The organism is Streptomyces sp. NPDC002574 (genome assembly GCF_042889545.1).
Taxonomy (GTDB): Bacteria; Actinomycetota; Actinomycetes; order Streptomycetales; family Streptomycetaceae; genus Actinacidiphila.
In genome coordinates this window covers 99,915-126,653 of record NZ_JBIARB010000019.1, presented here as the reverse complement: position 1 = coordinate 126,653, position 26,739 = coordinate 99,915, and the positions used below count along the sequence as shown (strand labels likewise).

The following is a 26,739-nucleotide window of genomic DNA, read 5'->3' as shown; positions in this document are numbered from 1 at the left end:
CCCGTCCGCTCAGGCCTCGTGCGCGCGCTTCCAGGCGTCGCGCGAGACCGGGGCGGGGCGCGGCACGAGGGAGCCGTCGACGTAGAGGTCGACGTGCTCGTTGTAGAAGGCGACCATCCCGGCGATCGCGGCGACCTGCGGCGTGGGGAAGTCGTAGGCCCAGGCGAGGTCGGTGTGGGTGGCGGTCCGCGAGGTGAACGACCAGTAGCCGGTGGTCCTGCCCTTGTACGGGCAGGCCGTCACGGTGGCCGTGGGACGCAGCCCGGTCCAGTCGACGTAGGGGCGTTCCACGTAGTAGCGGGTCGGCAGGCCGGTCTCGAAGAGCAGCACCGCGTGCGGCGCGTCCGCCAGGACCGCGCCGTCGACCTCCACGCGCACGCTGCTGGAGGACCGCAGGGCGTCGACGCGGGTGTAGGGGCTGCGCGGATGCACGAAGACCTGCTCGTCCTCCTCGTACCAGGCGTCGATGGCGTCCCAGCGGAAGCGGGCCGTGCCGAGCAGCCGCTCGGGGGCTCCCTCCTCCCACACCCAGGCGGCGCCTTCGCGGACCTGTGCCCCGACGCGCAGCGCGTGCCGTCGCGCGGGCCCCGGGCTGAGCTTTCCGGTGCGGCCCTCGTCGGTGAGGGCGCCCTCGGCGACGTCCCCCAACGGGATGCTGTACTGCGGATAGCCGGGCCACTCCCACACGTACAGGGCACTCGTGGTGTCCAGGACCGTCCGGCCGTCGACCGTGCCGCGGATGCGCCGCGGGACCGGCTCCACGTGTCCGACCGGGACGATGAGCCCCGGGTGGTTCGCTCGCGCTTCCGACATGGACGTCCTCCTCGGCCGGTCTTCCCTCTTCCCAGCATGGGCCGCCGATCGCGATGCCGCCGCATGCGCCCGGGCGTCGAGTTGCATCCGCCCGGCGGCGGTGGTGGCCTGAGGGTGGCACGGCGCGCACGGGCGGGGCGCCGGCGGCCGGTGTGCCGTACTCGACGCGGGAACGGGGGCAGGGACATGCGGACCGTTCGGTTCCCCTGCCGGGACGTCCCGGCGCTCGGCCAGGGCACCTGGTACCTGGGTGACGACCCGGACCGCCGGGACGAGGAGATCGCCGCACTGCGACTGGGCCTGGACCTGGGCATGGCGCTGGTGGACACGGCGGAGATGTACGGCGACGGCGCCGCCGAGGAACTGGTCGGGCAGGCCATCGCCGGACGCCGCGAAGAGGTCTTCCTGGTCGGCAAGGTGCTGCCCTCGCACGCCGACCGCCGCGGCACCGTCGCGGCCTGCGAGGCGAGTCTGCGCCGGCTCGGCACGGACGTCCTGGACCTGTACCTGCTGCACTGGCGCGGCCGACATCCCCTGGCCGAGACCGTCGCCGGCTTCGCCGACCTGATGTCCGCGGGGAAGATCCGCTCCTGGGGTGTCAGCAACCTCGACGTCGACGACATGACCGAGCTGGCCGAACTGCCGGGCGGCGACGCGGTCTCGGCCGACCAGGTGCTCTACAACCTCACGCGCCGCGGCATCGAGGCGGACCTGCTGCCCTGGTGCCGGCGCGGCGGGGTGGCCGTCATGGCCTACTCCCCCATCGAGCAGGGCCGGTTGCTGCGGTCCGCGCCGCTGCGCGCCGTCGCCCGTGACCTGGGCGCCACACCGGCCCAGGTGGCGCTGGCGTGGCTGCTGGAACAGGACGTGGCCGTCATCCCCCGTACGGGCCGGCCGGCGCACGTCCGGGACAACCGGGCCGCCGCGGATCTGCGGCTGCCCGAGGACGTACTCGCCCTGCTGGACGAGGCGTTCCCGCCGCCGAGCGGGCCCGTCCCGCTGGAGGTCCTCTGAGGCGGCTGCCGCGGTCTCCGCCACGGCGGGTGGTGCCCGGTGTCCTCGCCGGTCAGGGACGGGCCGGGGGATCGGCCGCGAGGGTCTTGCCGGCCGCGCTCGCGCGCGGAACGCCGTCGACCGCCACACAGATGCCGAAGACCCGGTCGTGGCCGGTCCACCCGTTGACGTGGCCCCGATTGTTGCTGATCTGCACACGCTTCCCGGCCGGGTCCACGGACGACACGCGGTGCAGGTACACCGTCCCGGCGACCCGGGCGAGAACGACGTCCCCGACCTCCAGCTTCGTCGGGTCGACCGGGGCCACGACCACCTGCTGACGACTGCGGATCAACGGGACCATCGAGGAGCCGCTGGGCCGGAACTCCACGGTGGACCCGCCGGCGACCGCGCCCGCAACCGCGTCCAATGCACCCATTCGACGATCGTGGCAGTACCGGCCGCGCGACGGTACTGATTTCCCGCGCCCCGCCAACACCGCCTGATACGGCAACTAGTCCATGCCTTCGAGGGGCGGGGCCGCACGGGTGTCACCGGGGACAGGGACAACGGCCGCTGCGGCGGCGAGGTCACCCGCGGCATCCGCGTACTCGGCGGCCTTGGCGGGCAGTTGCTCGAGGGTCATCAGGTGGCTGTCGGCCAGCAGGCCGGCCACCATCCGGCGGGCGCGCTGGTCCCTGCCCTGGAGTCGGTCCCTGTCCGCGACTGTCACCCCTGCTCCTCACTGCCCGCCCTCGCCGCTTGGCGCCGCAGCCGGTTCGTCCGCGTTTCCCATGCTGCGCGTCCCACGAGAGGTGACTTCATGTTGCGCCCCGCGCACGAAAGGTAACGGGAGGGCAAGTGCAGGTCCGGCGGTCCGGGTTTCGTCCTGGTTCCGACACATATACGGTGACGTGGGAGGTCTGCGATGACGGAATACGACCACATCGTCGTCGGCGGGGGAACCGCCGGATGCGTCCTGGCGGCCCGGTTGTCCGAGAACCCCCACGCCCACGTGCTGCTCCTGGAGGCCGGCCCGGCCCACGGGCCCGACGCCGTCGCCGACCCCACGCAGTGGATGCACCTGATCGGCGGCGAGACGGACTGGGGATGCTCCGCCACCCTCGCAGGCCACGGCGGCGAACGGACCGTGATCCGCTACCCCCGCGGGAAGGCGCTCGGCGGGTCGAGCAGCATCAACGGGATGATCCATCTGCGCGGGCACCCGGCGGGCTACGACGCCTGGGAGGAAGCGGGCGCCACCGGCTGGAATCACCGGAGCCTGCTTCCGTACCTGCGGCGCAGCGAGCGCACCGAGGGCCGCGATCCGGAGTACCGGGGCACCCAGGGCCCCATGCGCGTGGCCCCGGCACCCATCGCGCACCCCGTCTCCTCCGCCTGCCTCGGCGCGGTCCAGGCCGCGGGTCACCTCCTCACGACCGACATCAACGGCCGTCATCAACTGGGCGGCGGATGGCTGGACCTCAACATCGTGGACGGCGTACGGCAGAGTGCCGCCGACGGCTATCTGCGGCCCGTGCTGGACCGGGCCAACCTGACCGTGCGCGCCGACGCTCTCGTCCGCAGGCTTCTGTTCGACCGGGGGTGCTGCACGGGTGTCGAGTACGACCGGGAGGGCCGCACCCAACGGGCGTCCGCCGACGAGGTCGTGCTCGCCGCGGGGGCCATCGGCTCCCCCCAGTTGCTGATGCTGTCCGGGATCGGACCGGCCGACGACCTGCGGCGTCTGGGCATCGACGTCACGGCGGACGCCCCGGGGGTGGGGGCGAACCTGCACGACCACCCCATCAGCGTCGTCAACTTCCGTGCGGCACGGGCGCTCTCCGCGCCGACCGGCCCCGCTTTCGACGCGGCCGCGACGCTGTGCAGCACCCGTTCGTCGACCGTCCCCGACCTGCAGGTCCTCTTCTTCAGCCTGTCGTACGCGCCGCCCCCGCTGGCCGCCGTGGAGGGCGGCTTCAGCTTCGTCGTGGGCCTGATGGCACCCGACAGCCGCGGATCGGTCCGGCTCTCTGGCCCCGACCCCCGGGACGCCCCCGTCGTCGACCCCGGCCTCCTGACCGAGCGGTCGGACGTCGACCGGCTGGCCGAGGGCGTCGAGCTCGCGCGGGACATCGGGCGGCAGCGGGCCCTGGACGCCTGGCGCGGGGAGGAGGCCCTGCCCGGCGGCGACGTGCGGGACGAGGCCGGGCGGCGCGCGTACGTGCGGCACGGCGTCGGCAGCTACTACCACCCGGTGGGCACCTGCCGTATGGGCTCCGACGACGACGCGGTCACCGACCCCCAGTTGCGGGTCCGCGGCGTCGACGGTCTGCGCGTCGCCGACGCCTCCGTCATGCCGTCCATCGTGTCCGCCAACCCCAATGCGACCGTGCTGGCCGTCGCGGAACGGGCGGCCAACCTGATCAGGAACCCGCGACCGCACGAAGGAGGGGCCGCCGGGTCATGAGTCCGTCCGTGAGCGCGCGTTCCACCACCCTGGCCCCGGCCGTGGTGGCGGGACTGGTGCTGGCCCTCGTCGCGCCCGTCTCCCCCGCCTCGTCCTGGGCCGCCCGCGCGCCCGCGCCCGCGTGGGCCACGACGCTCGTCCGGCTCTACGCCGAGCGGCTGGCGACGGCGGACACCGTGGCGGCGGCCAAGTGGGGCACGGACCGGCCCATCGACGATCCGGCCCGCGAGCGCCGGATCCTCGCCGGGGCGGCGGAGCGGGCCGGGGCGCTCGGCGTGAGCCCGGCACTCGCCACGCGGGTCCTCACCGATCAGATCGAGGCGGGCAAGCTGGTGCAGCGCGGTCTGTACCGGTCCTGGGAACGCCATTCCGCGCAGCGTCCGCGCACCCGGCCCGATCTGGCCCGGACGGTCAGGCCGCGGCTCGACCGTGTCGACGCCGAGCTGTTGAGCGCGCTCGCGGCCGCCGGGCGCGGCCCTGCCGGTGAGCGGTGCACGGCCCTGATGGCCCGGGCCGCGACGGCCCGGGCGGCAGCGGACCGGCTGGACGCGCTGCACCGGCTGGGCCTGGCGCGTGCCCGTGAGCACACCTGCGCGGGCGGCGCCGGCTGACCGTGCGGCCCGGCACGGGTGGGACGGCCGGGACGGTCAGACCGTCGTTGCGGCCGGGTGCTTGAGCCGCTCGGCGACCGTCTTCAGGAGTTCGTCGGAGAACCGCTGGTCCGCGACGGCCCGCGACATCAGGATGGCGCCGACCATGGCGCTCAGCGTGAGCATGGCGTCGGCCCGGGTCTCCTCGGGGTCGTCGCCCTGCGCGGCCTCGCCGATCAGCTCCAGGTAGCCGCGCACCTGCTTCTCGTACGCCTCCTTCATCTCCCCCACGCCGCGGCCCGCCGCGGCGCCGAGGGTCACCAGGGCGCAGCCCGTTCCGGGGGCGTCGCGGTGGCGGGTGCTGAGGTAGGCGTCGATCAGGCCGGTGCGCGGCTCCTCGGGGTCGTGGCGCGCGGCCTCGGCCATCTTGGCCTCGCCGTCCTCCAGGGCCAGGGTCGCGGCCTGGACCATCAGTTCCTCGCGGGACGCGAAGTGCTTGTAGAACCCGCCGTGGGTGAGACCCGCCTCTTTCATCAGGTCCGCGACACCCGGGGCGGTCATGCCCTCCTCGCGGATGCGACGGGCGGCGATCCGGAGGACGCGTTCGCGCGATTCCGCCTTGGCTGCCTGGGAGTGACCCATCTGAAGACCTCCCGGATGTCGTTCAGGCTGCACCGGTCAAGTGTGGATGATGCGCATCATACACCCCGACCGCGGGCCTCAGACAGGGCGCCGTCGTCGCCCGGCACACGTTCCCAGACGAGGACGCCGTCGCGCCGCGCACCCCAGATGGGAGCGGGCTCGCGCAGCGACAGACGGAGCCTCGGACCCTCCCAGCCGACGGCCCTCACCTGGGGGACGCCCACCCAGTTGGGGAAGAGGCTGAGCTCCACATGGTGGACCACGAGATCGTCCTCGGGCACCTCATAGGTCCCCCCGTAGGCCAGGTAACCGAGGGCGGCCGCCGACAGTTCCTCCGGCCGGCCCTTCTCCAGCCGCCCCTCACGGAAGGCGGGGCGGCCCGGGCGCATGATCTGGGCGGACATGTGGCCGCCGGCGGTGTAGACGATCAGCCCTTCGGGCCGGGGCCCGAAGGGCTCGACGACGCCGCCGCCCTCGACCGCGGTCGCCTTGTAGGACACCAGCCGCCATGCGCCGATCAGCGCCCTGCGCAGTTCCTCGGGATTCATGCCGTTCCTCCTCGGTCGTCGGACCCGCTTGGCCCGTCGGGCGCCTCGGGCGCCTCGGGCGCCTCGGGCGCCTCGGGCGCCTCGGGCGCCTCGGGCGCCTCGGGCGCAATCTGGATGATGTCAATCATACAGAATCACCCTCCCCGCACGCCGGACCTTGACGATGTGGATGATGTGAGTAATCCTGAATGTGGATGACAGAGATCCTCCACATTATTGGAGCAGCACGCATGACCACCCCGTACGTCCCCACCCGCACCGCCGTCCTCCTCGTCGACCCCTACAACGACTTCCTCTCCGACGGCGGGAAGGTCTGGCCCCTCCTGGAGCCCGTGGCCACCGAGGTCGGCCTGCTGGACAACCTGCGCGCCGTCGTCGCCGCGGGCCGCCGGGCGGACCTGCCGGTCTTCTTCGTCCCGCACCGCCGCTGGCGGGAGGGCGACTACGAGGACTGGGACCACCCCAACCCCACCCAGCGGATCGTGCAGGAGCGCCACACCTTCGCGCTGGGCACCTGGGGCGGTGAGTTCCACCCGGACTTCCGACCCGCGGAAGGTGACGTCGTCGTCGAGGAGCACTGGGCGCAGAGCGGCTTCGCCAACACCGATCTGGACTTCCGGCTCAAGCAGCGCGGCATCACCCACGTCATCGTGATCGGCCTGCTCGCCAACACCTGCATCGAGTCCACGGGCCGCTACGCCATGGAGCTCGGCTACCACGTCACCCTCGTCCGCGACGCCACCGCCGCCTTCCTGCCGGAGATGATGCACGCCGCCCACGAGCTGAACGGCCCCACGTTCGCCCACGCCATCACCACCACCCAGGACCTGGTCCTGGCCCTCGAGGACGGAGCCCACCGACATGGCTGACATGGCACTGACCGGAGACATGCTGATCGGCTCGTCGTCCGTGCCCGCGACCGGCGCGACCATGCGGGCGCTGAACCCCGCGACGGGCCGTGAGATCGAGCCGCCCTTCGCGCTCGGCGGCGCCGCCGAGGTGGACCGTGCCGCGCGCCTGGCCGACGAGGCCTTCGACAGCTACAACCGCACCGGACTGTACGAGCGCGCCGCCTTCCTGGAGCTGATCGCGGACCGCCTGGACGCCGTCAACGGCGAACTGGCCGAGCGGACGGCGCTGGAGACCGGCCTGCCCGCCGCCCAGCTCTCGGCGGAGGCGGCCAAGGCCGCGGGCCAGTTCCGGCAGTTCGCCGAAGTGGTCCGGCAGGGCCGCTTCCGGCACGCCACCGTCGATCTGGCGCAGCCCGACCGGCAGCCGCGGCCGCGCACGGACCACCGGATGCAGAAGATCGCGATCGGCCCGGTCGCCGTCTTCGGCGCGAGCAACTTCCCGATCTCGTACTCCGTCGCCGGCGGTGACACCGCCTCCGCGCTGGCCGCGGGCGCCCCGGTGATCCTCAAGGCCCACAACGCGCACCCGGGCTCCTCCGAGATCCAGGCCCGCGCCATCCGCTCCGCCGTCGCCGACAGCGGCCTGCACGAAGGCGTGTTCTCCGTGGTCCGCGGCGCGGGCAACGAGATCGGCGAGGCCCTGGTGGACCATCCGCTGATCAAGGCGGTCACCTTCACCGGCTCCGAGGCCGGCGGCATGGCGCTGTACCGGCGGGCCCAGCTGCGCCCCGAACCGATCCCGGTCTTCGCGGAGATGACCAGCGTCAACCCGACCTTCGTCCTGCCGTCGGCACTCGCCGCCCGAGGCGCCGAGGTCGGCGACGGCTTCGCCGAGCGCATGCTCGTCAACGTCGGCCAGGCCTGCCTGAAGCCGGCCCTCCTGCTCGCGATCGACGGCCCGGGCTTCGCCGGGATGCGCGACGCCGCCGTGGAACGCGTGGGCGCCATGAACGCGCGCACCATGCTGACGCCCGGCATCCACGACGCCTACGAGCGGGGCGGCCGGCGGCTGCGCGACGCCGGTGCCACGACGCTGGTGGAGGGCCCCGAGCCGCAGGGCACCTGGGAGGGCCGCGCCCAGCTGCTCGAGGTGGACGGCGACCGCTTCCTGGCCGAACCCGATCTGGCCGAGGAGGTCTTCGGGCCTTCCGCGCTGGTGGTCCGGCTGACGGGCATGGACCAGCTGCTGGAGGTGGCCCGGAGCCTGCGCGGCCAGCTCTCGGCCGCGATGCACATCGACGAGCCGGACCACGCGGACGCCGCGCGCCTGCTGCCGATCCTGGAGCGGCGCACCGGACGCATCGTCGTGAACGCCTTCGCCCACCCCCAGGAGGTCGCGCACGCCACCATCCACGGCGGCCCGTTCCCGGCCACGACCGACAGCCGCTTCACCTCGGTCGGCATGACCGCGATCGACCGCTTCCTGCGGCCGGTCACGTACCAGGGCTTCCCGGACGCGCTGCTGCCCGACGCGCTGGGCGCCGACAACCCCCTGGGCCTGTGGCGGCTGACCGACGGGCAGCTGTCCCGCGGCTGATCCCACGTCCACCCGGCGGGGCCCTCCTCCGGGAGGGCCCCGCGGTCGTGTGTCCGCTGCCGTCGCCGGCCCCCTGCCCGCGTCCGAAGGGCTTGCTCCTCCCGTGACGGGAGGTCGTAGCGTGGCGGACGTGATCGGGAACGACACCACCGGACTCCGGTGGAGCATCGGCGAGCTGGCCAGGGCCGGCGGCGTCACCGTACGGACGCTGTACCACTACGACGCGATCGGCCTGGTGCGGGCGAGCGAGCGCACCGCCTCGGGGCACCGCCGCTACACCGGGCGCGATCTGCACCGCCTGTACCGCGTACGGGCGCTGCGGACCCTGGGCCTGTCCCTGGAGGAGATCGGGGACGTGGTGGACGGCGCGCCGGACGACCTCCCGGCGATGCGCGCGGTGCTGGGCGCCCAGTTGGAGGAGCTGCAACGGCAGGGCGAGCGGATCGGCCGGATCACCCAGCAGGTCCGCGGACTCCTGCGGCAGTTCGACGCGGAATCGACTCCCGATCCCGACGAGTTCATGACGACCTTGGAGATGATCTCTGTGCTGGACGGGTACTTCACGCAGGAGCAGCAGGACCAACTGGCCCGGCGCCGGGCCGAGCTCGGCCCGGAGGCCGTCGACGCCGCGCGGACCCGGTGGACCGGCCTCGTCGAGGAACTCCTCGGCCACGTCGACGCCGGCACCGCGGTGGACGACCCCGGGGTGCAGCGGCTCGTCCGGGACGGGGAAGAGCTCGGGTCGGCCTTCCACGCCGGCGAGCGGGGCACGGAAGAGGCCGCGCGGCGGATGTGGCAGGACCACGGCACCGACCTCAGCCGGGGCCTGCCCTGGTCCGCGGAGCGGATGGCCGGGCTGGTCGGCTACCTGGAGCGGGCCCGGCAGGCGCGCTGACCGCGGTACCGGGTCCCCGGACGTCACCGGCGTCCGGCGGCCCGAAGGGGTGTCCGTCGCGGCTTTCCTTCGCGGCGGGCCCACACTGGCTCCGTGAACGATGAGTTGAGGGCCGTCCACGAGCGGCTGGCGCGGATCGAGGGACTGCTCACGAATTCCGCGGAGGGGCCCGCCGGCGAGCCGGCCTGGCGCCGCCCGACGCGGGTCGAGGGGCGATGGGCGGTGTCGCTGGCGGTACTGGTCGCCATCGCCCTGCAGTTGCTGCTGCCGGCGCACCTGGCCGTCCATCCGCAATGGCTGCTGCCGGCGCTGGAGTTCCTGCTGCTGGTCGCCCTGCTCCCGGCCACCCCCTCGCGCGCCGGACGGATGGGTCCGCTCCTGCGCGCCGGGGGGCTCACGCTGGCCTGCGCCGTCAGCGTGGCCAACGGCTGGTCGGCGGTCCGGCTGATCGAGGGCCTGGTGCGCGGGACCGAGGAGAGCGACGCGCAGGCGCTGCTGCTGGGCGCGGCGTCCATCTGGCTCACCAACATCATCGTGTTCGCCCTGTGGTACTGGGAGTGGGACCGCGGCGGCCCCGTCGCCCGCGCCGCAGGCACGCAGGACACCCCTGACTTCCTCTTCCCCCAGATGCAGAGCCCGGATCCGGTGCACCACGAGTGGGAGCCGGCCTTCGCCGACTACCTGTACGTGTCGTTCACCGACGCGACCGCCTTCAGCCCCACCGACACGATGCCGATGTCCCGTTGGGCCAAGCTGCTGATGACCTTTCAGGCCATGGTCTCGCTGCTGACCCTGGCCCTGGTGGTCGCCCGATCGGTGAACATCCTCAAGGCGTGAGCCGCAGGCGTACCGCTTCGCACCACCACTGCGGGCCGCGCGCCGCTGCGCCAGCGGAACGGGCTTCGGGGGCAAGGCCCTTGAGGACCGCGGTGGTGACCAGCGCGTACGCGACGTGCGGGACGATGTCGGCGACCCAGTCCGACGCGGACCAGGTGCGGGGATCGGTCACGCGCAGCACGGTCATCGGGCCGTTGGTGCCGATCAGGGCCAGGACGCCCGCCGTCGCGGTGAGCACGGCGGTGCGCGGCCGCCAGCCGGCCGCGGTGGCCAGTCCCAGCGTGGCGCCCATGGCGGCGCCGGTGGTCATGCCGGTGAGTGCGCCGAGGGCGGCGATGCGGTTCTCCCGGACGTCGGGCGGACCCGGGACGGGCACGTGCACGACCTGCGAGAGCCGCTCGACCGTGGCCTTCGGGGTGCTGCTGGGGCCGCGGCCCCTGAGGACCATGTCCAGGTAGCCGACCGCGTCCAGGGTCGTGCACCCGGCGGCCCCCGCGGCCGCTCCCCGCAGCATGCCGCGCAGGAGCCTTACGGCGGCCGGGGCCGCGGCCGCGCCCTGCCGGCCGCACGATCCGTACGTGCGGCGGACGAGGAACAGGGGGCAGGTGACACGCATGTCATCCAGTAAGGCACCGAACGGTGGGGCACGCCACCGGACCCTGGCGCGGGCCGTGGGCGGTCCCCGCCCGGCCCGCGGTCGGGACGAGAGCCGTCCGCGGCGCAGTCGTCCGTGACCGCCTCTGCCCCGCGGACGTCCGGGTCCGGGTCGTCCGCGAGACGGCCCGGCACCTCGGCCACCCCCGGGGTGGTCCAGCGGGCGACCGCCCGCACCAGGTCCTGCCGCGCGCCCCGGGGCCGGGATGCGCGGCAAGGCGGCGCACATGCCCGAGCGGACCCCGCCGGCTCATCCCGAACCAGTGCAGCGCCTCCCGGAGGACCACCGGGTCACGGGGGTATCCGCCGCCGGGCCGTCCAGCGGAGGTGGCAGCCGTTCCCGCAGGCGCCGCGACCCGTACTCGCCGCGCACCCGGCAACCGAAGCAGGTGCAGGGGCGCGTGCCGTGTGCGCCGGGCCGGTAACGCCGGCCCGTCACCTGCGGCGCGGTGCGCGTGCGGTGCACTGCGCGCGGGCGGATCGCCCGGGGCACGAACACCTCCCACCTCCGCGGGTCGGGCAGCCGGTCGTCGGGCAGGCGGACGCGGACGGCCACCAGTCCTCCCCGGGTCCCGAACCGGGCCGGTTCGCGCAGCCATGGGTGGGTGAGGGTGTACGAGGTCAGCACCGGGAAGCAGCGGACCCCCCGCCCACCGTCCCGCCCGCCGCCGGCCGCGCGGATCCCGGACCGCGGGATGCGGGGCGCGTTCGCGGCCGAGGTCAGGTGCACGAACATCGCCGTGCCGGGCAGGGTGGTGCGCGGCGTACGGCGACCACGCCGCCACGGGCGCCGTAAGGAGACGGTCGACAGCGTGCGCCGATGTGCCGGGCTACGCCGTGCCCGATGCCTCCCGGGCGACCCGCTCCAGCCGGCTGCGGTGGTCCCGCCACCACTGCTCGTCGCCCCGCGCCATGCTGTCGTTGCCGTCGTTCATACCCACGGCGCCGTCGATGAGTTCCCGGACGATGTCGGCGTGCCCGGCGTGCCGGTGGGTGTCGGCGATCACCCGCACCAGGACATGGAGCAGCGTCACCTCGTCGCGGCCCGCCGGCCACCAGGGCACCCTGCCGGTCGCGTCCAGGGGCAGCGCGTCAAGGGTGGCGTCGGCGTGCGCCCACGCCCGGCGGTATCCCTCGACGATCCGCTCACGGGACTCGTCGGCGCCGGCCCACATGTCCGCGTTGGGCTCGGCTTCCTCCTCCAGCCATGGCGCGGGTTCGCCGGACGGCCGCCCGAAGGTGTCGCCGAGATAGCCCCGCTCGATGCCGGTCACGTGCTTGACCAGGCCCAGGAGATTGGTCCCGGTCGGTGTCAGCGGCCGGCGGATGTCGTACTCGGAGAGCCCTTCCAGCTTCCACAGCAGGGCGTCACGGGCGAGTTGCAGATACAGGCGGAGGTCGGCCTTGGGATCCGAGGTGGTCATCGCACCAGTCTGCCGTTCCCGCGCCGCCGTCCCGGTCAGTCGGCGCCGGTCATGGAGGCGAGGTAGGTGAGGGCCTGCTCGCTGCGGCTGCCGGGTTCGGGGGTGCCGACCAGCAGTTGCTGGCCCGGGGCGTCGTGGACGTCGAAGGTCTGGTAGGTGAGTTCCACGCGGCCCGCGTAGGGATGGACGAACACCTTGTAGGCACGGGTGAGGCCGGCGACCATCTGGTCGTTCCACAGCGCCGCGAACTCCTCGGAACGGACGAGGAGTTCCGAGACGAGGTCGCCGATGTCGGCGTCGTGCGGGAAGCGGGCGGCGTTCAGGCGCAGCGCGTGCACCGTGGCGCTGGTGACCAGCGGCCATTCCACGAACACCGAACGGGCCGCGGGGTGCGTGAACAGGATCCTGGGCATGTTGGTCTCCGCCCCGAAGGGCGCCAGGAGCGCGCGGGCGGGCGTGTTCGTGGCCAGGACGTCGAAGGCGGGTCCCAGCACGTACGCGGCGGCCGAGGGGAAGGAGTCGAGCAGCCGCAGCAGGTCCGGGTGGACCCGGTGCCGGGTGCGGTCGGCGGGCTGACCCGGAACAAGCCCGGCGAGCAGGAAGAGGTGGCCCCGGGCGTCCGGGCCCAGCCGCAGGGCGCGCCCGAGGGCCTCGATCACCTGGGCGGAGGGACGGCGTTCACGGCCCTGTTCCAGACGGGTGTAGTAGTCCGCGCTCACGCCCGTCAGGACGGCGACCTCCTCGCGGCGCAGTCCGGAGACCCGGCGACGTCCGCCGCCGGCCGGCAGGCCCACGTCGGACGGCTCCAGACGGGACCGCGCGGCCTGCAGAAAGGCGCCCAGGTCGTTGTCGGACGGATCGGGCATACGGCTCATGCTACTGCCGCCGCGTTCACCGGCCGGCGCAAGACGGGCCGGGGCGCACGGGTCCATGGCTCTCCTCGGCGGACGGGCGGGGCGGGGGGCGCTCGCGCTGTCCCAGCATGCCGGGGCGGCGCCGTCCGGTGCAGGCCGCGGTGGTCCTGGGTGTGCCGCACCCAGGCACCCCGCACCGGGCACGGCACGGCCTTCCCGCGCCGGTCCGGCGGACCGAGCATGACGGGGCGGCGACGGCGCGTCCGGACCGCCGCGCCCCCTCCGCCTCCCCGGAAAGGACCTCCGCCTTGGACCACGTACTGGAGATCACCACCTTCGCCCCGGCACCCGGCCGCACGGCCGCCGACTTCGTGGCCGCCGGCCAGGACGTCGACGCCTACCTGGCCCGTCAGCCGGGGTTCCGGGGGCGGACCGTCGCGGTGCGCGAGGACGGCACCGTCGTCGACATCGTGGCCTGGGACACCGCCGGGCAGGCGATGGCCGCCGCCCGTGGGATCACCACCGAGACGGGCGGCTCCCCCGTCCACGCCACCATCGACCAGCGGACCGTCGACTGGCAGGTGGCCCGCGTCGCGCACACGGCCTGAGCGTCGGCCGGTCGACCGACCGCGGCCCCCGCACCCTTCCGTTTCTTCATTCCTCCCATCCGTTCGGAGATCGTCGTGCAGCACCCCACCCCTTCCCCCCGCCGCAAGACCGTCCTGGTGACCGGCGCTTCCAGCGGCATCGGCGAGGCCACCGCCCGCCATCTGGCCGCCGCCGGCCACCACGTCGTCCTCGGTGCCCGGCGCGTGGACCGTCTGGCCCGCCTCGTCGCGGAGCTGGCCGCCGCCGGCCACAGCGCCGAGTACGCGGAACTGGACGTCACCGACGCGGGCAGCGTCGACGCCTTCGTCACCGGCGCGCTCACCCGGCACGGACGCGTCGACGTCCTCGTGAACAACGCGGGCGTGATGGCCCTCTCCCCCGTCGCGGCCCTGCGCGTCGACGAGTGGGACCGGATGATCGACGTGAACCTGCGCGGCGTCCTGCACGGCATCGCCGCCGTCCTGCCCTCGATGCGCGAGGCCGGGTCCGGGCACGTCGTCACCGTCGCCTCGACCGCCGCGCTCCGCGTCGACGCGACCGCGGCCGTGTACTGCGCGACGAAGTACGCCGTGCGGGCCCTGTCGGAGGGGCTGCGACAGGAGAACTCCGACATCCGGGTCACGGTCGTCAGCCCCGGCTTCACCTGTTCCGAACTCACCCTCGCCGGTGGCGACCCCGAGGCGCAGGGCGCGGCCCGGGCCGCCACGGAGATGATCGGCCTCCCGGCGTCCGCCGTCGCGGAGGCCGTCGGTTACGCGATCGCCCAGCCGTCCGGGGTCGACGTCAACGAGATCGTCGTACGTCCCACGGCGCAGAACTGACGGAACGTCAATTCTTTTCCGTCAGCGCGTGCCCGTGAGCGGACGCGAGCGCGCCGAGGTCGGGTTCGCCGAACTCGGCGCGCAGCGCGTGGAAGGCGGCGACCTTGTCCTCACCGAACCGGCGGGCCTGTTCCGCGTAGGCGGGGAAGGAGAGGAAGCGCGGCGGCGACGCCTTGGTGTGGAACTTGTCCGCGTACATCACCAGCCTCTCCTCACGCGTCACCGGCACGTAGTCCGCCGGGGGCAGGGGCAGCCCCTGTCGCAGCACGTCGGCCGCGGTGAGGCCGACGCCGGTGTGGCAGGAGCAGAACCGGCACAGGGGCTCGGGGAAGCCCTCCGCGGCGAGCAGGTCGTGGCCGAGGAGGCCGTGGCGCACGTATCCCGCGTGGTCCAGGCGGCCTGCGTCGTCGAAGAGCCGGTAGACGCCGATGTCGTGCAGGAGGCAGCCCGCGCGCACCAACTCCGCGTCGACGCCGCCGCAACCCGACGCGGGCATCAGCTGTTCGGCGATGCTCCACACGATCTCGCAGTGCGTGAACACCAGGTCGAAGGCCTTCGCACTGGGCGCGTGCTTCTCGTGCAGCGCACGGATCTGCGCGAGGGTGGGGATCGCCATTCGCGGAAGCCTAACGCCCGTCGGCGGGTCGTGATCCGAACGGGCACGGACCGGGCCGGCGGGCGCCGGGTCGTACGGAGTCGGTCCCCCTACCGGGCTTCCCGGACCTCGCGCGTGGCGGGAAACCGCCGTTCGCGGTGGGCCCGCGGTGCGGGCGCGTGTGATCCTGGTGAGGCAGGTACGACACGGATCTTCGACCGGACCGAGGAAGGGCATGGAAGCCGCAGCATCCCCGGCAGATTCCCCGCCCGTGATCGGGCCGCAGGGGCCGGACGACACCCCGCCGCCTGCCCCGGTCCCCGCCCTCGATCTGGAGGGCGTCCGGGCGTCCGCCCTCGTGGTCGACGACGAGGGGCGGATCGTCGCGGCCAACGCCGGGGCCCGGCGGTTGTTCCGGAAGTCCGCGGAGGAACTCGCCGGCCAGGACGCCCACGACCTGCTGCACCGGGACAGCGACGGGCACCCCATGCCCCGCTCCCGCTGCCGGATGAGGGAGGCGCTCCTCACCGAGAGCACCACGCAGAGCGACCTGGGGTGGTTCGCCTGCGGCGACGGGACGCTGCTCGGACTGTCCTGGCTCATCACGCCGTACACGCTCGCGCGGGGGACGACGGGGGCGCTGGTCCTGCTGCACGAGGTGCGGCAGCAGGCCGGCACGCCGCCAGGCGCAGGGACGGCGCCCCCGCCGCTGTCCGAACTCGAGCGCCTCGCACTGCTGGCGGAGACGACCACCGGGCTCACTTCCACCCTCGACGTGGACGAGGCCCTGCGACGGCTGGCCGCGCTCACCGTGCCCCGGCTCGCGGACTGGGCCGTCGTGGACCTGCTGACGGAGGGCGACGAGGTGCGGCGCGCACTGGTCGTGCAGCACGAGAACGGCGTGCTGATCGAGCGCACCGATCTGCAGGGCCCCATGCCACCGGTCCCGCAGGAATCCCCGATGCCGCTGTCGCGCGCGCTGCGCGGCGCCGCGTCCGCCCTGGCCGGCCCCTCGACCTACCAGGGGCCGCCCGATTCCGGGATCGCCGTCGAGCAGCACCGGCTGTTCGCCGCGACGGGCATGCACTCGGCGGCCATCGCGCCCGTCCGCGGCCTCCGGGACGTGCTCGGCGCCCTGACACTGGGGCGCTCACTGCGACCCGACGCCTTCACCGCTGCCGACCTCCCCCTGCTGGAGGACCTGACCCGCCGGGCCGGTCTGGCCCTGGACAACGCGCGCCTGTACCAGCGACAGCGCAAGGTCGCCGAGACGATGCAGCGCCATCTGCTGCCGCAGATGCCGACCGTGCCGGGGCTGGAGATGAAGGCGCGCTACGTGCCCGCCCCCGACGCCTCGCAGGTCGGTGGCGACTGGTACGACGCGTTCCCGCTCGCCGACGGGGCGACGGCCCTGGCCATCGGCGACGTCGTCGGTCACGACCTGGAGGCCGCCGCCGGCATGGCGCAGCTGCGCAACATGCTGCGCGCGTTCGCCTGGTCGCGACCGGAGAGCCCCGGCGCCGTCGTCACCCAGCTCGACCAGGCGGTCATGCACATCGCCGAGGTCCCCATGGCCACGATGCTGCTCGCCCGGCTGACCTGCGAGGACGGACTGTGGCGGCTGCACTGGACGAATGCGGGCCACCCGCCGCCCCTGCTGATCACCCACGACGGCCGGACCCGCTACCTCACCGACGGGCACGGCATCCTCCTCGGCACCGGCAGCACCAAGCCGCGCCAGGACGCCGTCGTCACGCTGCCGCCCCGGTCCACGTTGATGCTCTACACCGACGGACTCATCGAATCCCCCAGCCACTCGCTGGACCACGGTTTGGACCTGCTCGCCAAACACGCCGCCGCGCTGGCCCGCCGTCCTCTGGACTCCTTCAGCGACACGCTCCTCGAACAGGTCCGTCCCCCGGACAACGACGACGACGTCGCCTTCCTGGCGCTGCGCACACCCGACGCGGCCGGATGAGCCGCCGCGGTACGGGAGGCGACCGGATGCCTCCCCGCACCGCGGCGTCGTACCGTCAGGCCTTCAGCGCCCGGCTGTGCAGGGCCGTGACGGCCTTGCGGGCCGAGAGGATGGCGCCGTGCTGCCAGGCGTCCATGTAGGACAGCCAGTCGCCGGCGAACAGCACCCGCCCGGCCGGCTCGTTGAGCGGCTTGTACACGGCGGCGTCGGGGCCGCCGGGGATGCTGTGCCAGGCACCCTCGAGATGGCGTACCCGCTTCCAGGCGATGGAGAAGGAATGGGCGAGCTCCGTACGGTACTTCTCGCCGTGGATCTTCACCCCCTGCAGGACGGCGCGGGCCTCGCGCTCGGCGGGGGCGAGGGCCGCGTAGGCGTCGGCGTTGGCCCCGGTGTTGTAGTAGCCGACGATGACACCGCGTCTGCCGTGGTGGCCGTAGGACGGGTACCAGATGTGGGAGAGGTCCAGGTCGGTCTCGGTGATGCCGCCGTAGATCCGGTGGTCGGTCTCCCACCAGCGACTGCGGTACTCCAGACCGATCTTGCCGGCCGAGGAGGGGCGGATCGTCGTCAGCGCGGTCTGCACGTCGGGGCCGAGGTTGTGCGGCAGCTTGGCGAGCAGGTGCGGCGGCATGGCCGCGACGCAGTAGTCCGCCTCCAGTTGCCGCGGGCGGCCGTGCGGGTCGGTGTACCCGACGGTCACGCCCTTCGCCGACTGCACGAGCGAGGTGGCCTGGCACCCGTACCGGAACCGGTGGGAACCGATGGCCCGGGCGAAGGCCCTGGGTATCCGGTCCATGCCGCCGACCGGCTGGAACATCAGCATCGCCTGGTCGAACTCGAACTCGAAGGCGAAGTGCCGTCCGACGCCGGAGGCGAAGACCTCCGAGGCGCTGGGCAGGTCGCCGAGCAGGGCACCGGGACTGCCGGCGGCGCCGGGCCAGGCGGTGTAGCCGCGGTTGGCTCCCCCGGTGTACCCCCAGTCCTCGCTCCGGCCGCCGATCTCGCCGAAACCCTCCAGGAAGGACAGCAGCCGCTCCTTGTCGTCGGCGGTCAGCTCCTTGTCGAGCGCGCCCTGGTCGGTGGCCTTGGCGAGCAGTTCGCTGACGTAGCCGTAGGTGTCGGCCTTGGCGGTCCGGTAGCGCACGGGCCGGCCCGGCTGCATGCCGGCGGACTCGTGGTAGATGTACGCGTCGGCGTTGGCGTTGGTGAAGACCTCGATGGGCACGCCGAGTTCACGGCAGTAGTCGAGGGTGACCATCCACTGGGCCAGCCGGGCCGGGCCGGCGTTGAGGTACTGGCCCTCGGAGAACCGGGCCGTCTGCGTACGGCCGTCGAGGTCGGTGTGGGAGTCCCCGCCGCGCACGGTGTAGTTGCGGCCGCCGGGCCGGTCGCGCGGCTCGAGGATCGTGCAGTCGTACCCGGCCTTGCCCAACTCGTACGCGGTCGTCAGACCGGCCAGTCCCCCGCCCAGGACGACGACCTTGCCCGCGGCCCGTCCGGTGAGATGGAAGTCGGACGCGCTCGGCGCCCGGAAGTCCGTGCCGCGGCCCGCCGCCTCCGCGGTGGGCGCCAGCCCCATCGCTCCCATGGTGGCGAACATCGCGCCCGCCCCGCCGGTGATGCCGACGGCACGCAGAAATCCCCTGCGGTCGAGCCCTGTTGGCTGCCCCTGCGTCATGAGTCGCCCTCTCTCGATCTGCCGGTGTGCACGCCGATCTTCGAGGCAGGCTGTTACGGGCGGCGTGGCCGAGGCATCACGGGGCGATTTCGGCGGCCACGCACGTGTGAACGGAGGGAAAACGCCCTGGGGTGAGGGGGCCGTTGCGCGCGCCTGTCGCCGGCCGGTGGCCGCACGGGCCGATCGGCCCGGCCCGTCGTGAGCAGGGCGAGGATCGTACGATGCCCCTACGTGACCGAAGGATCCATCGCTCAGTGGGCCGATCCGGCCGACCGGACGACTGCTCAGCGGCAGGGGAGGCATCGATGAACGTCCCGGCAACTCCACCTCGCCCCTTCGACGTCCTCTCGGTCTTCCCCGAGCTCGCCGGTCATGCGAGGACGGCGGTCCGGTTGCACCCCGAACCGGCTCAGCCGGGCCCACAGCACAGTTCGATCGGCGGCCCGCTGGCCTGGCCGGCCGACGAGCCCCGGCCGAGCTGCCCCGGGGGCCGGCACCGCATGCCCCGCCCGCCGCGTCGCCTCGGCACCGACCGTGGCGAGCGGTCGACAACGGCGCTCGTCCATCACGACGGGATCAGGTGGGAAGAGGTCGCCGCCGACGCCGCCCGGCCCATGCATCCGGTCATGCAGGTGTACGCGCGCGATGTGCCCTGGTACGACGCCTTTCCGCAGGGGACGGATGTCCTGCAGATCCTGTGGTGTCCGTTCCAGCACCGCTACGACGGCGCGTCGGTGCCCTACAACGGCATCGCCGGTCCGTTCGTCCAGGTCACCTACCGCAGCAGCAGCAGTCTTTCCGGGAACCTGTCGGCGCCGCCGGAGCCACTCGGTGTCGGGGAGCCCGGCTTCCTGCTGTCACCCTGTCTGCTTCGTCCGGAGCCGGTCACCGAGTATCCGCACCCTGGCGCCCTGGGCGAGGAGTTCGAGGAGCGGGTCGAGGAGTGGGAGCTGGTCGCCTTCAGCGACGTCATCGACGACCCGGAGGACCACGAACCCCGATTCCGCTGGGAGCTCACCACCGCTCCGGGCTGGAAGCTGGGCGGTCACGAGCCGTGGAACTACCAGGGCTATTCCGGGCCGGTGCGGTGCCACGCGTGCGGCAGCGACATGCGGTTCGTCGCGGCGGTGGCCGGCACCGAGTGGGACGGCGGCACGGAGAGCTGGGCCCCGCCCGGATCACTCGACGGCCCCATCAACGAACGGATGCGGCGTCAATCGCCCACGGGTGTGCGACTCGGCGATTCCGAGACGCTGCGCATCTTCACCTGTCCTGCCTCGCCGGAGCATCCGGTGATCAGCGACCTGATGTAGGGCGGGTGCCTTCCGGAGCCGCGCCGCAAGGCGGGCACCGGCGTGCAGCCGGGTCCGGTGCGATGACGCCGACGCCGACGCCGACGCCGTCGCGGCGATGAGTCCGTCCGCGCCCACTGGTCTACCTGCCGAGCGGGACATCCAATTCATCGGGAGCATCGGGAGCACGGCATGGGACTCATCCACATCGAACTGTTCGCGACCCTCGACCTCGTCGGGCAGGCGCCCGGCGGCCCCGACGAGGACCCGGCCGGCTTCCCGTTCGGCGGCTGGCAGGCGCCCCTGATGGACGAGGCCGCCGGGGCGCAGGTCGGTGCCGCGTACGAGGGTACGGACGCCCTCCTGCTCGGTCGGCGGACGTACGACATCTTCGCCGCGTACTGGCCGCACCAGAAGGGCGGCGAGGACGGCGCGATCGCCACGCTCTTCAACAGCGTCCCGAAGTACGTGGCGTCCCGCGGCAGGCCCGACCTGTCGTGGGCCGGGTCCACGCAGATCGGCCCGGATCTGGCCGCCGCCGTGCGCGCGATCCGCGAGCGTCACGAGCATGTGAAGGTCGTCGGCAGCCTGAACCTGGTGCAGACCCTCCTGCGCGAGAAGCTCTTCGACCGGATCGACCTGTGGGTGCACCCGATCATGCTCGGCGTCGGGAAGAAGGTGTTCGACGGTGGCACGGTGCCCGCGAACCTCACGCTCCTCGAACCGCCCGTGGCCAGCGCGAAGGGCACCGTGTACCTGCGCTACGGGCTCGCCGACGGCACGCCCGGCACAGGGGACATGGGCGCCCCCGATCGCGGTCTCGGGCACGACGCCTGAGGCAGCGGGACCAGTCCGACCGTGGTTGTCCACCCGTACCGGCTCGCGGAAGGGTCAGGGGCCGAGCACTCGCGGCAGGCGGTACGGAGGAAACGGTGAAACCCCGGAACTGGGTCGTCGCGGCGGGGATCTCCTTCCTCCTCGCCGCATCGACCTGCGGTGGACCGACTCCAGGAGGTTCTCTCACGTGGCAACTTCCGCGGGCTTCTTGGAGCAGGTGAGGGCGGCAGCCACGGCCGGGCCCTCGATTCTGCCAGTCGTTGCGGACCACGTACGGGATCTTGAGACCACGAGCAGCCCATGGCAGGCTCATGCCGCATGATCGATGACTTCGCGAAGGACAACCTGCACGGGAGACTCCGGCGGGACCGCAAGGCGCTGCTCTGGAAACTCGACGGCTTGTCCGAATACGACGCCCGCCGACCTTTGACAGCGACCGGGACCAACCTCCTCGGCCTGGTCAAACACGTGGCCACCGTCGAGGCCAGGTACTTCGGCGAGGTCTTCGACCGCCCTTCCCCGGAACCGCTGCCCCGGTGGCAGGACTCCAACGGCAGCGATCTGTGGGCGACCGAGGACGAGACCCGCGATCAGATCGTCGGGTTCTACCGGCGCACGTGGGAACACTCGGACGCGACGATCAACGAGCTTCCCCTCGACGCACCCGGCCACGTCCCGTGGTGGCCGAAGCCTCATGCCGACACGAACCTGTTCGGCATCATGGTCCATGTCCTCGGCGAGTCCATCCGGCACGCCGGGCACGCCGACATCCTGCGCGAGGGCCTCGACGGCCGGACCGGGTTGCGCGCCGAACACGAGAAGGAGATCGACGAGCAGGCCCGTGCAGCCTACTGCGCGAAGATCGAGCGGGCCGCCAGGTCGGCCGCACCAATCGAGGCTTAGAGGACCGGGCACCGCGGCGGCGCCGACCCCTGAAACTCCGCGCGGACACGTCGCACTTCTCCGCCGAACGCCTGGCCCGGCTGCGCGAGCGCGGGCTCGTCGCGCGCGTCCCGCGGCCCGGCATCGAGTCCGGCGAACACCTCGGTGGGCACCGCCGGAAGGTCGAACGGTCGATCGCCTGGCTCTTCGGCTACTGCCGCCTCACCGTTCGATACGGATGAAAGGGCTCGCACTTCCTCACCTCCCTCGGCCTGGCAGCCGCCCTGACCTGCTCACCGAGTTGGCGCAGGTCCGAGTCGCCGGTCAGCTGACCGGACGTGCGCCAAGATCGCTTCATGCTGAGGAGGCGACTTGAAGACGGCAACGCAGCTGAATCTGGCCCTGTTCCGTGATGACGAGGGCAACAGCGTTCGCATCACCGTGCTCGGCGCTCTGCAGGGTGTGGCTGGAGGGCTCGCCGCGGAGATCGTCGTTGACACGCCGTTCGTCGCCGGACGCATGAATCTCTCGCTGTGGCGGTCACGGCTGACTTCGTGGGGCGAGGCCCTGGATCGCCTTGAGGTCGGCGAGGACGTCGCCTGGTTGCACGTCCAGCGTGGACCGTCCATCTTCATCCGTCTCAGCGGCGAGCGTGACTGTCCTGAGGTGGTGGTTGAAGACGATCTCGTCTCCATGGTGACCGTTCGGGTGCCGATCGACCTACCGGCCGACTGGATCTCCACCCACCGGCGCCTGCTCGGCGCCGTACTCAGTGCTTGGGATGACCACTTGTCACGGGAGTGAGCAGAGCTTCCGCCAGCAGATGAAGGCGCGTCCCAGGGTGAGGAAGGCTTCGTGGATGTCGTTCTTCCAACGGATCCGCAGGCCGCGGAACCAAGGCAGGTGGGCGAAGGCGCGCTCGACAACCCGACGTTGAGTTCCACGTCCGGAACCGTGTTCGGTGCCACGTCACGCGATCAACGGCTTCACGCCGAGCCCGCGGACGAGTTGCCGGTACTCGTCGTGGTCGTAGCCGCGGTCACCGAGCACGACGCCGGGGCCGGGGCCGGCCACGCTTGCCCCGCACGGACAGTAGCTGGGTCGGTCGCGAGAAGCAGCCCACTGGCGACGGGCCCATGTCATCCGGGAGAGACGGCGTAGCGCCTGAACGGCGATCAAGTGCTCGCCGTCCTGGCTCCGGACGGGGGGCTTTCGTCAAGCGCGTCCAGGCGCCGGATGGGCGGCCACGCGGCCGGATTCGCAGGCAAGCGGTGGCCCACGCCCTGAAGAGTGTCGACTGACTCGACATGTCGAGTCAGTCGACATAGTCTGGGTGAATGACCACGTACACCGAGGCCGCACGCATCACCGCACTGTCCGCGCTCATCGGCTGGGCCGACCGCCGGGAACGGTTGTCGTCCGACCGGGCCGATCTGATGGCCGGCGCTTGGCGTACCGGCACCAGGAGCGTTGCCGAGTTGTCCCGGGCGGCCCGTGTCTCACGCGACACCGTCTACGCCGATCTCGCCGCGCGGGGTATCGAGGTGAGCAAACGAGATGAGGGCATCCCCGGGCCGTTGGCCGGTCAAGGCATGCCGCTCAATGCGGAATCGGTCCGCGCGGTCGCGCGCGTGGCGGACGCCGTCACTCTGCCCGCCTGGGCTCACGCCCCGGACGACCCGCTCACGCGGGCCGCCCGAGCCGCATCCCACGCCTTGCAGGGCGTCGCCGACGCGATGGACCCGCCGGCGGATCAAGGGCCGGGCTGGGGCCCCCAGGACACCCTGCCCGACCTGGCCGGGCAAGGGCAGAAGGTGTCCTATCAGGCCCACCGTGCGCTGGCCGAGATCGCCACGTCTCAAGACCTCGCGGCCTCCGCCGACTTCCGACGCCGCGCAATCCTGCACTCCGGCCGGAACGCCGTGACCGACGCTGTGACCCTCACGGTGACCGTGCCGACGGGCGAGACCGTCACGGTGAACCTCGGTGTCGACGGAACGGGCTGGACCACCATGTCCACCGACAGCCCGCTGGTGGGCGATGGCGTGGACGCCCTTGACCATCTGGAGGCGCAAGCCGCCATGGGGATCCTGGCCCAAGTCGTCACCCGGCACCTCGCCGAACGCGCGATCGCCCCACGGCGCAAGGACGCACTGCCCGGCACTCCGCCGCCGCGCAGCCGCTATCGCCCCGGCGATGATGACTGACGTCCGCGCAACGAGCCGCGGGCTGCGGGTGCGGCCCCCACGACGGCGACCAGGGGAACCTCGCCCGGCGGCCCGCGGGACTTGCTGGGCATCATCCCCGTATGGACTTTGAACTCGTCCCACCGCGCGGTGTGGGTCCGCTGCAGATCGGCATGTCCAGGGAAGCAGCCGACGCGGCGCTGGACTCCCTTCGCGATCACTCTGCACTCTCGGAGTCCGACCGCCCAGGGCAACACATCTTTCGTCCCAGCGGCTTGATGGTCAGCGTTGACTGCATGCGGGGCGCCCTGCAGGCCATCGAGTTGGGGAGGCCGTCGACGCCGACCGACCGTGTGATGTTGCGGGATCTGGACCTCTTCACACTCCCGGCACGGGAGGTGATCGGGCGCATGCGCGAGTACGCCGTTGTCGACCCGGATCCGGACGATCCCGCGTCTTTCTCGGCTCCCGACCTGCTTCTAGGATTCTGGCGCCCCTTTGCCGCCGACGACGAGCCAGAAGAGGAGCAGGGCTACTACTTCAGCTCCGTGCTCCTGGCGAAGCCCGGCTACTACGACACTCCCGCCGAGGCGGCGGAGCGAAGCCGAAGAACCGGCGACTGACCGTGTCGTCCACCATGGGAGCCGGCGACGGTTCTACCGCACCTCGATCGACTCATCAGGGCTACGCGACACATCGGCCACGCCCCACGATTGCGGGGCACAGGGTTCCACCCGGTCGACGGCGCGCGGCACCTTGGCACCTTGACGTTCCGGGCGCACCCGAGCGGCTCGGAGGGCCGACGTCACGAATGCCGGGCGGCTATGACCCGAACTTTGTCCATTGCCCTTCGGAGACCACCTCGACGGAGCCGTCGACGACCTTGATGGCCGTCTGCTCGTCGATGGCGTAAGCCGGGACGCCGATGCCGGCGGCCCACCGCTCCGCGTCAGCCAGGGTGTTCGTCGGGAAAGCGTCCAGGTGCGGGAAGATCGAGAAGTCGACGAGTCCCAGAGCGCCGTCGTCGGGCGCGGAGGGCCACTCGACGAAGTACGCTCCGATCCGCGGCGTCATCACCATGCTTCCGGCACTCACTCCCACCCAGACCGTCTCGGCCAGCGAAGGAAGGAGACCGGCCAGCCCGGACTCCCGCATCCAGTGGCACAGGTACGTCGCGTCGCCGCCGTCGACCAGGAGCACGTCGGCCTCCCGGACCCAGGGGACCCATCGCTCCGCGCCGATGGTGGGCAGTGCGGTGAGTTCAAGGACGCCGAGCGACGCCCAGCCCAGGCCGGTCAGGTGCTGCCAGGTGGGTTGGGCGGCTACGAGGCCCCGCACCGATGCCGGACCGCACATCGGGTGACCCCATTGCGCTGTCGGGATGCAGAGGGCGTGGCACTCGGCGATCGGCTTGCCGAGAAGCTGTACGAGCGCCGAGTGGATGCTGGGGTTCGTGACGCCGCCTGACGTGAGCAAGAGCTTCAAGGTGCCTCCAAATTCGTGAGCGAAGGTGGATGAACCTGAAGACCCGGGAGAGCGCTGGAACTCATCGCGGAACTCATTGCTTCCTGGAGATCCTGGGCCGGACTGCTGCGCCTCCCCGCCTCGTCCCGCGCCGGACCGTCGACGGCATTCGGGCCGGGCGCGACGCGGCCGCGGGCTGGTCCGGTCGACTCGACAGGGTTGGTCGCTCCCAGGGCCCGGCGGCCGCCGTCGCGAGCAGCTGCTCGTCCGGCGCGGACCCACCCACGCGTCGTCGTCTCCCCCTGGCCGTGCCCTGAGGGCGCCGTTGACAGTATTGGCTAACTCCATTAGCTTTTAGCTAACAAAGTTAGCCAGACCGGAGGGATGTCATGACCGAGTACCTTGCCGTCGACGGTGGCACGATCGCGTACGAGGTGGCGGGATCGGGCCCGCTGATCGTTCTCGCGCACGGCATGGGCGACAGCCGCGCCGCATACAGTGCCGTGATACCGCCGCTGGTGGCGGCCGGCTACCGGGTCGCCGCGGTCGACCTGCGCGGCTGCGGCGAATCCAGCGCCGACTGGCCCGCATGGAGCCGCACCGCCATCGCCGGCGACCTGCTCGCCGTGATCCGGCACCTGGGCGGCCCGGCCGTGCTCGTCGGGCACTCGATCTCCGGCGGGGCCGCCACCGTCGCCGCGGCGCAGGAACCTTCGCTCGTCACCGCCGTGGTCGAGTTGGCGCCGTTCACCCGCAAGCAGTCCCTCCACCTCGGCGACCTGCGGGTCAAGCGCTTCCGGAAGGGCATGCTGCGACTGCTCGGCACGGGCCTGTTCGGCAGCGTGCCGATGTGGCGGTCGTACCTCGACGTGGCGTACCCCGGCGCGAAGCCGGCCCACTGGGCCGAACGGCTCGACCGCATCGACTCCCTGCTGCGCGAGCCGGGCCGGATGAAGGCCCTGCAGGGTATGGGCCGCAGCGCCCCGACCGACGCGGGCGCGCAGCTCGGCAACGTGCAGAGCCCCGTCCTGGTCGTGATGGCCACGCTCGACCCCGACTGGGCCGACCCGAACGCCGAGGGTTCCGCGATCGTCGACGCCCTGCCGTCCGGCCTCGGCCGGCTGGAGATGATCGAGGGCGCCGGGCACTACCCCCACGACCAGGTACCCGACGAGGTGGTCTCCCTCGTGCTCGCCTTCCTCCGATCGGTCGCCGCCCGTGCCTAGGGC

General features: G+C 72.5%; 29 protein-coding genes. 17 read left to right on the top strand and 12 right to left on the bottom strand.

The window, feature by feature from the left end:
• Positions 1 to 9: 9 nt before the first annotated feature.
• Complete coding sequence (locus tag ACFYXS_RS35380) at positions 10 to 813, bottom strand: DUF427 domain-containing protein (protein WP_389255833.1); 804 nt, start codon at positions 811 to 813, stop codon at positions 10 to 12.
• A 186-nt stretch (positions 814 to 999) separates the two neighbouring features.
• Here ACFYXS_RS35380 and ACFYXS_RS35375 point away from each other — a divergent pair, with 186 nt between their 5' ends.
• Positions 1,000 to 1,827 carry an aldo/keto reductase gene (locus tag ACFYXS_RS35375; protein WP_389255831.1) on the top strand — a complete coding sequence of 276 codons (828 nt, stop codon included), beginning with the start codon at positions 1,000 to 1,002 and terminating at the stop codon, positions 1,825 to 1,827.
• A gap of 52 nt (positions 1,828 to 1,879) precedes the next feature.
• Here the strand turns inward: ACFYXS_RS35375 and ACFYXS_RS35370 are convergent, their stop codons facing one another.
• Positions 1,880 to 2,245 carry a S24/S26 family peptidase gene (locus tag ACFYXS_RS35370; protein ID WP_389255829.1) on the bottom strand — a complete coding sequence of 122 codons (366 nt, stop codon included), beginning with the start codon at positions 2,243 to 2,245 and terminating at the stop codon, positions 1,880 to 1,882.
• A gap of 75 nt (positions 2,246 to 2,320) precedes the next feature.
• Positions 2,321 to 2,539 (bottom strand): hypothetical protein, encoded by a 219-nt coding sequence (locus ACFYXS_RS35365; protein ID WP_389255827.1) that lies wholly within the window; start codon positions 2,537 to 2,539, stop codon positions 2,321 to 2,323.
• 195 nt (positions 2,540 to 2,734) lie between these two features.
• Here ACFYXS_RS35365 and ACFYXS_RS35360 point away from each other — a divergent pair, with 195 nt between their 5' ends.
• Together ACFYXS_RS35360 and aroQ are read left to right on the top strand one after the other, a co-directional pair.
• Positions 2,735 to 4,276 (top strand): GMC family oxidoreductase, encoded by a 1,542-nt coding sequence (locus ACFYXS_RS35360; protein WP_389255825.1) that lies wholly within the window; start codon positions 2,735 to 2,737, stop codon positions 4,274 to 4,276.
• Positions 4,273 to 4,887 carry a gamma subclass chorismate mutase AroQ gene (aroQ, locus tag ACFYXS_RS35355; RefSeq protein WP_389255823.1) on the top strand — a complete coding sequence of 205 codons (615 nt, stop codon included), beginning with the start codon at positions 4,273 to 4,275 and terminating at the stop codon, positions 4,885 to 4,887. Before ACFYXS_RS35360 ends, aroQ begins: the two co-directional genes overlap by 4 nt.
• Positions 4,888 to 4,923: 36 nt before the next feature.
• On the opposite strand, the gene ACFYXS_RS35350 is transcribed toward aroQ, so the two are convergent.
• The 3 genes from ACFYXS_RS35350 to ACFYXS_RS35340 are packed head-to-tail and all read right to left on the bottom strand — an operon-like array spanning position 4,924 to position 6,184.
• On the bottom strand, positions 4,924 to 5,508 hold the full coding sequence (locus ACFYXS_RS35350) for a TetR/AcrR family transcriptional regulator (protein ID WP_389255821.1): 585 nt from the start codon (positions 5,506 to 5,508) through the stop codon (positions 4,924 to 4,926).
• A gap of 56 nt (positions 5,509 to 5,564) precedes the next feature.
• Complete coding sequence (locus ACFYXS_RS35345; protein ID WP_389255819.1) at positions 5,565 to 6,056, bottom strand: lipocalin-like domain-containing protein; 492 nt, start codon at positions 6,054 to 6,056, stop codon at positions 5,565 to 5,567.
• Positions 6,053 to 6,184: a hypothetical protein gene (locus ACFYXS_RS35340; protein WP_389255817.1), complete on the bottom strand. Its 132-nt coding sequence runs from the start codon at positions 6,182 to 6,184 to the stop codon at positions 6,053 to 6,055. The genes ACFYXS_RS35345 and ACFYXS_RS35340 overlap by 4 nt, the downstream gene beginning before the upstream one ends.
• A 102-nt stretch (positions 6,185 to 6,286) precedes the next feature.
• On the opposite strand from ACFYXS_RS35340, the gene ACFYXS_RS35335 reads away from it, so the two are divergent.
• From ACFYXS_RS35335 to ACFYXS_RS35320, 4 genes are all read left to right on the top strand, one after another.
• Positions 6,287 to 6,925 carry an isochorismatase family cysteine hydrolase gene (locus ACFYXS_RS35335; RefSeq protein WP_389255815.1) on the top strand — a complete coding sequence of 213 codons (639 nt, stop codon included), beginning with the start codon at positions 6,287 to 6,289 and terminating at the stop codon, positions 6,923 to 6,925.
• Entirely contained in the window at positions 6,918 to 8,504 is a 1,587-nt protein-coding gene (locus ACFYXS_RS35330; protein WP_389255813.1) for an aldehyde dehydrogenase (NADP(+)), read from the top strand. The genes ACFYXS_RS35335 and ACFYXS_RS35330 overlap by 8 nt, the downstream gene beginning before the upstream one ends.
• Before the next feature lie 130 nt (positions 8,505 to 8,634).
• Positions 8,635 to 9,399 carry a MerR family transcriptional regulator gene (locus ACFYXS_RS35325; RefSeq protein WP_389255811.1) on the top strand — a complete coding sequence of 255 codons (765 nt, stop codon included), beginning with the start codon at positions 8,635 to 8,637 and terminating at the stop codon, positions 9,397 to 9,399.
• A 93-nt stretch (positions 9,400 to 9,492) separates the two neighbouring features.
• Positions 9,493 to 10,236, top strand: a complete 744-nt coding sequence (locus ACFYXS_RS35320; RefSeq protein ID WP_389255809.1) for a hypothetical protein — start codon at positions 9,493 to 9,495, stop codon at positions 10,234 to 10,236.
• Here the strand turns inward: ACFYXS_RS35320 and ACFYXS_RS35315 are convergent.
• The 3 genes from ACFYXS_RS35315 to ACFYXS_RS35305 form a co-directional block, all read right to left on the bottom strand.
• On the bottom strand, positions 10,226 to 10,852 hold the full coding sequence (locus ACFYXS_RS35315) for a hypothetical protein (RefSeq protein ID WP_389255807.1): 627 nt from the start codon (positions 10,850 to 10,852) through the stop codon (positions 10,226 to 10,228). The two genes, ACFYXS_RS35320 and ACFYXS_RS35315, sit on opposite strands and share 11 nt — an antisense overlap.
• An 868-nt stretch (positions 10,853 to 11,720) precedes the next feature.
• Positions 11,721 to 12,314, bottom strand: coding sequence for a DinB family protein (locus ACFYXS_RS35310; protein ID WP_389255805.1), 594 nt, complete (start codon positions 12,312 to 12,314; stop codon positions 11,721 to 11,723).
• Between the two features lie 35 nt (positions 12,315 to 12,349).
• Positions 12,350 to 13,180 (bottom strand): helix-turn-helix transcriptional regulator, encoded by an 831-nt coding sequence (locus ACFYXS_RS35305; protein ID WP_389255803.1) that lies wholly within the window; start codon positions 13,178 to 13,180, stop codon positions 12,350 to 12,352.
• Positions 13,181 to 13,476: 296 nt separating this feature from the next.
• Between ACFYXS_RS35305 and ACFYXS_RS35300 the strand changes: the two genes are divergently transcribed.
• The gene (locus ACFYXS_RS35300) at positions 13,477 to 13,776 is read left to right on the top strand and encodes a hypothetical protein (protein WP_389255801.1); all 300 of its coding nucleotides are present in this window, start codon (positions 13,477 to 13,479) and stop codon (positions 13,774 to 13,776) included.
• A 75-nt stretch (positions 13,777 to 13,851) separates the two neighbouring features.
• Entirely contained in the window at positions 13,852 to 14,598 is a 747-nt protein-coding gene (locus ACFYXS_RS35295; protein ID WP_389255799.1) for an SDR family oxidoreductase, read from the top strand.
• 7 nt (positions 14,599 to 14,605) lie between these two features.
• On the opposite strand, the gene ACFYXS_RS35290 is transcribed toward ACFYXS_RS35295, so the two are convergent.
• Positions 14,606 to 15,214 carry an HD domain-containing protein gene (locus tag ACFYXS_RS35290; RefSeq protein ID WP_389255797.1) on the bottom strand — a complete coding sequence of 203 codons (609 nt, stop codon included), beginning with the start codon at positions 15,212 to 15,214 and terminating at the stop codon, positions 14,606 to 14,608.
• 214 nt (positions 15,215 to 15,428) lie between these two features.
• Between ACFYXS_RS35290 and ACFYXS_RS35285 the strand changes: the two genes are divergently transcribed.
• Positions 15,429 to 17,171 (top strand): SpoIIE family protein phosphatase, encoded by a 1,743-nt coding sequence (locus tag ACFYXS_RS35285; protein ID WP_389255795.1) that lies wholly within the window; start codon positions 15,429 to 15,431, stop codon positions 17,169 to 17,171.
• Between the two features lie 55 nt (positions 17,172 to 17,226).
• On the opposite strand, the gene ACFYXS_RS35280 is transcribed toward ACFYXS_RS35285, so the two are convergent.
• Complete coding sequence (locus ACFYXS_RS35280) at positions 17,227 to 18,849, bottom strand: flavin monoamine oxidase family protein (protein ID WP_389255793.1); 1,623 nt, start codon at positions 18,847 to 18,849, stop codon at positions 17,227 to 17,229.
• Between the two features lie 305 nt (positions 18,850 to 19,154).
• Between ACFYXS_RS35280 and ACFYXS_RS35275 the strand changes: the two genes are divergently transcribed.
• The 6 genes from ACFYXS_RS35275 (at position 19,155) to ACFYXS_RS35250 (ending at position 24,669) form a co-directional block, all read left to right on the top strand.
• A complete protein-coding gene (locus ACFYXS_RS35275) occupies positions 19,155 to 20,162 on the top strand; it encodes a hypothetical protein (protein ID WP_389255791.1) in 1,008 nt (335 codons plus the stop codon).
• Positions 20,163 to 20,333: 171 nt separating this feature from the next.
• Positions 20,334 to 20,978: a dihydrofolate reductase family protein gene (locus ACFYXS_RS35270; protein ID WP_389255789.1), complete on the top strand. Its 645-nt coding sequence runs from the start codon at positions 20,334 to 20,336 to the stop codon at positions 20,976 to 20,978.
• Between the two features lie 318 nt (positions 20,979 to 21,296).
• Entirely contained in the window at positions 21,297 to 21,881 is a 585-nt protein-coding gene (locus tag ACFYXS_RS35265; RefSeq protein WP_389255787.1) for a DinB family protein, read from the top strand.
• A 351-nt stretch (positions 21,882 to 22,232) separates the two neighbouring features.
• A complete protein-coding gene (locus ACFYXS_RS35260) occupies positions 22,233 to 22,664 on the top strand; it encodes a DUF5959 family protein (protein WP_389255785.1) in 432 nt (143 codons plus the stop codon).
• Positions 22,665 to 23,197: 533 nt separating this feature from the next.
• On the top strand, positions 23,198 to 24,067 hold the full coding sequence (locus tag ACFYXS_RS35255; RefSeq protein WP_389255783.1) for a hypothetical protein: 870 nt from the start codon (positions 23,198 to 23,200) through the stop codon (positions 24,065 to 24,067).
• Between the two features lie 101 nt (positions 24,068 to 24,168).
• On the top strand, positions 24,169 to 24,669 hold the full coding sequence (locus tag ACFYXS_RS35250) for a hypothetical protein (protein ID WP_389255781.1): 501 nt from the start codon (positions 24,169 to 24,171) through the stop codon (positions 24,667 to 24,669).
• Between the two features lie 199 nt (positions 24,670 to 24,868).
• On the opposite strand, the gene ACFYXS_RS35245 is transcribed toward ACFYXS_RS35250, so the two are convergent.
• Positions 24,869 to 25,531: a Type 1 glutamine amidotransferase-like domain-containing protein gene (locus ACFYXS_RS35245; RefSeq protein WP_389255779.1), complete on the bottom strand. Its 663-nt coding sequence runs from the start codon at positions 25,529 to 25,531 to the stop codon at positions 24,869 to 24,871.
• A gap of 368 nt (positions 25,532 to 25,899) precedes the next feature.
• Between ACFYXS_RS35245 and ACFYXS_RS35240 the strand changes: the two genes are divergently transcribed.
• On the top strand, positions 25,900 to 26,736 hold the full coding sequence (locus ACFYXS_RS35240) for an alpha/beta fold hydrolase (RefSeq protein ID WP_389255777.1): 837 nt from the start codon (positions 25,900 to 25,902) through the stop codon (positions 26,734 to 26,736).
• Positions 26,737 to 26,739: the final 3 nt, after the last annotated feature.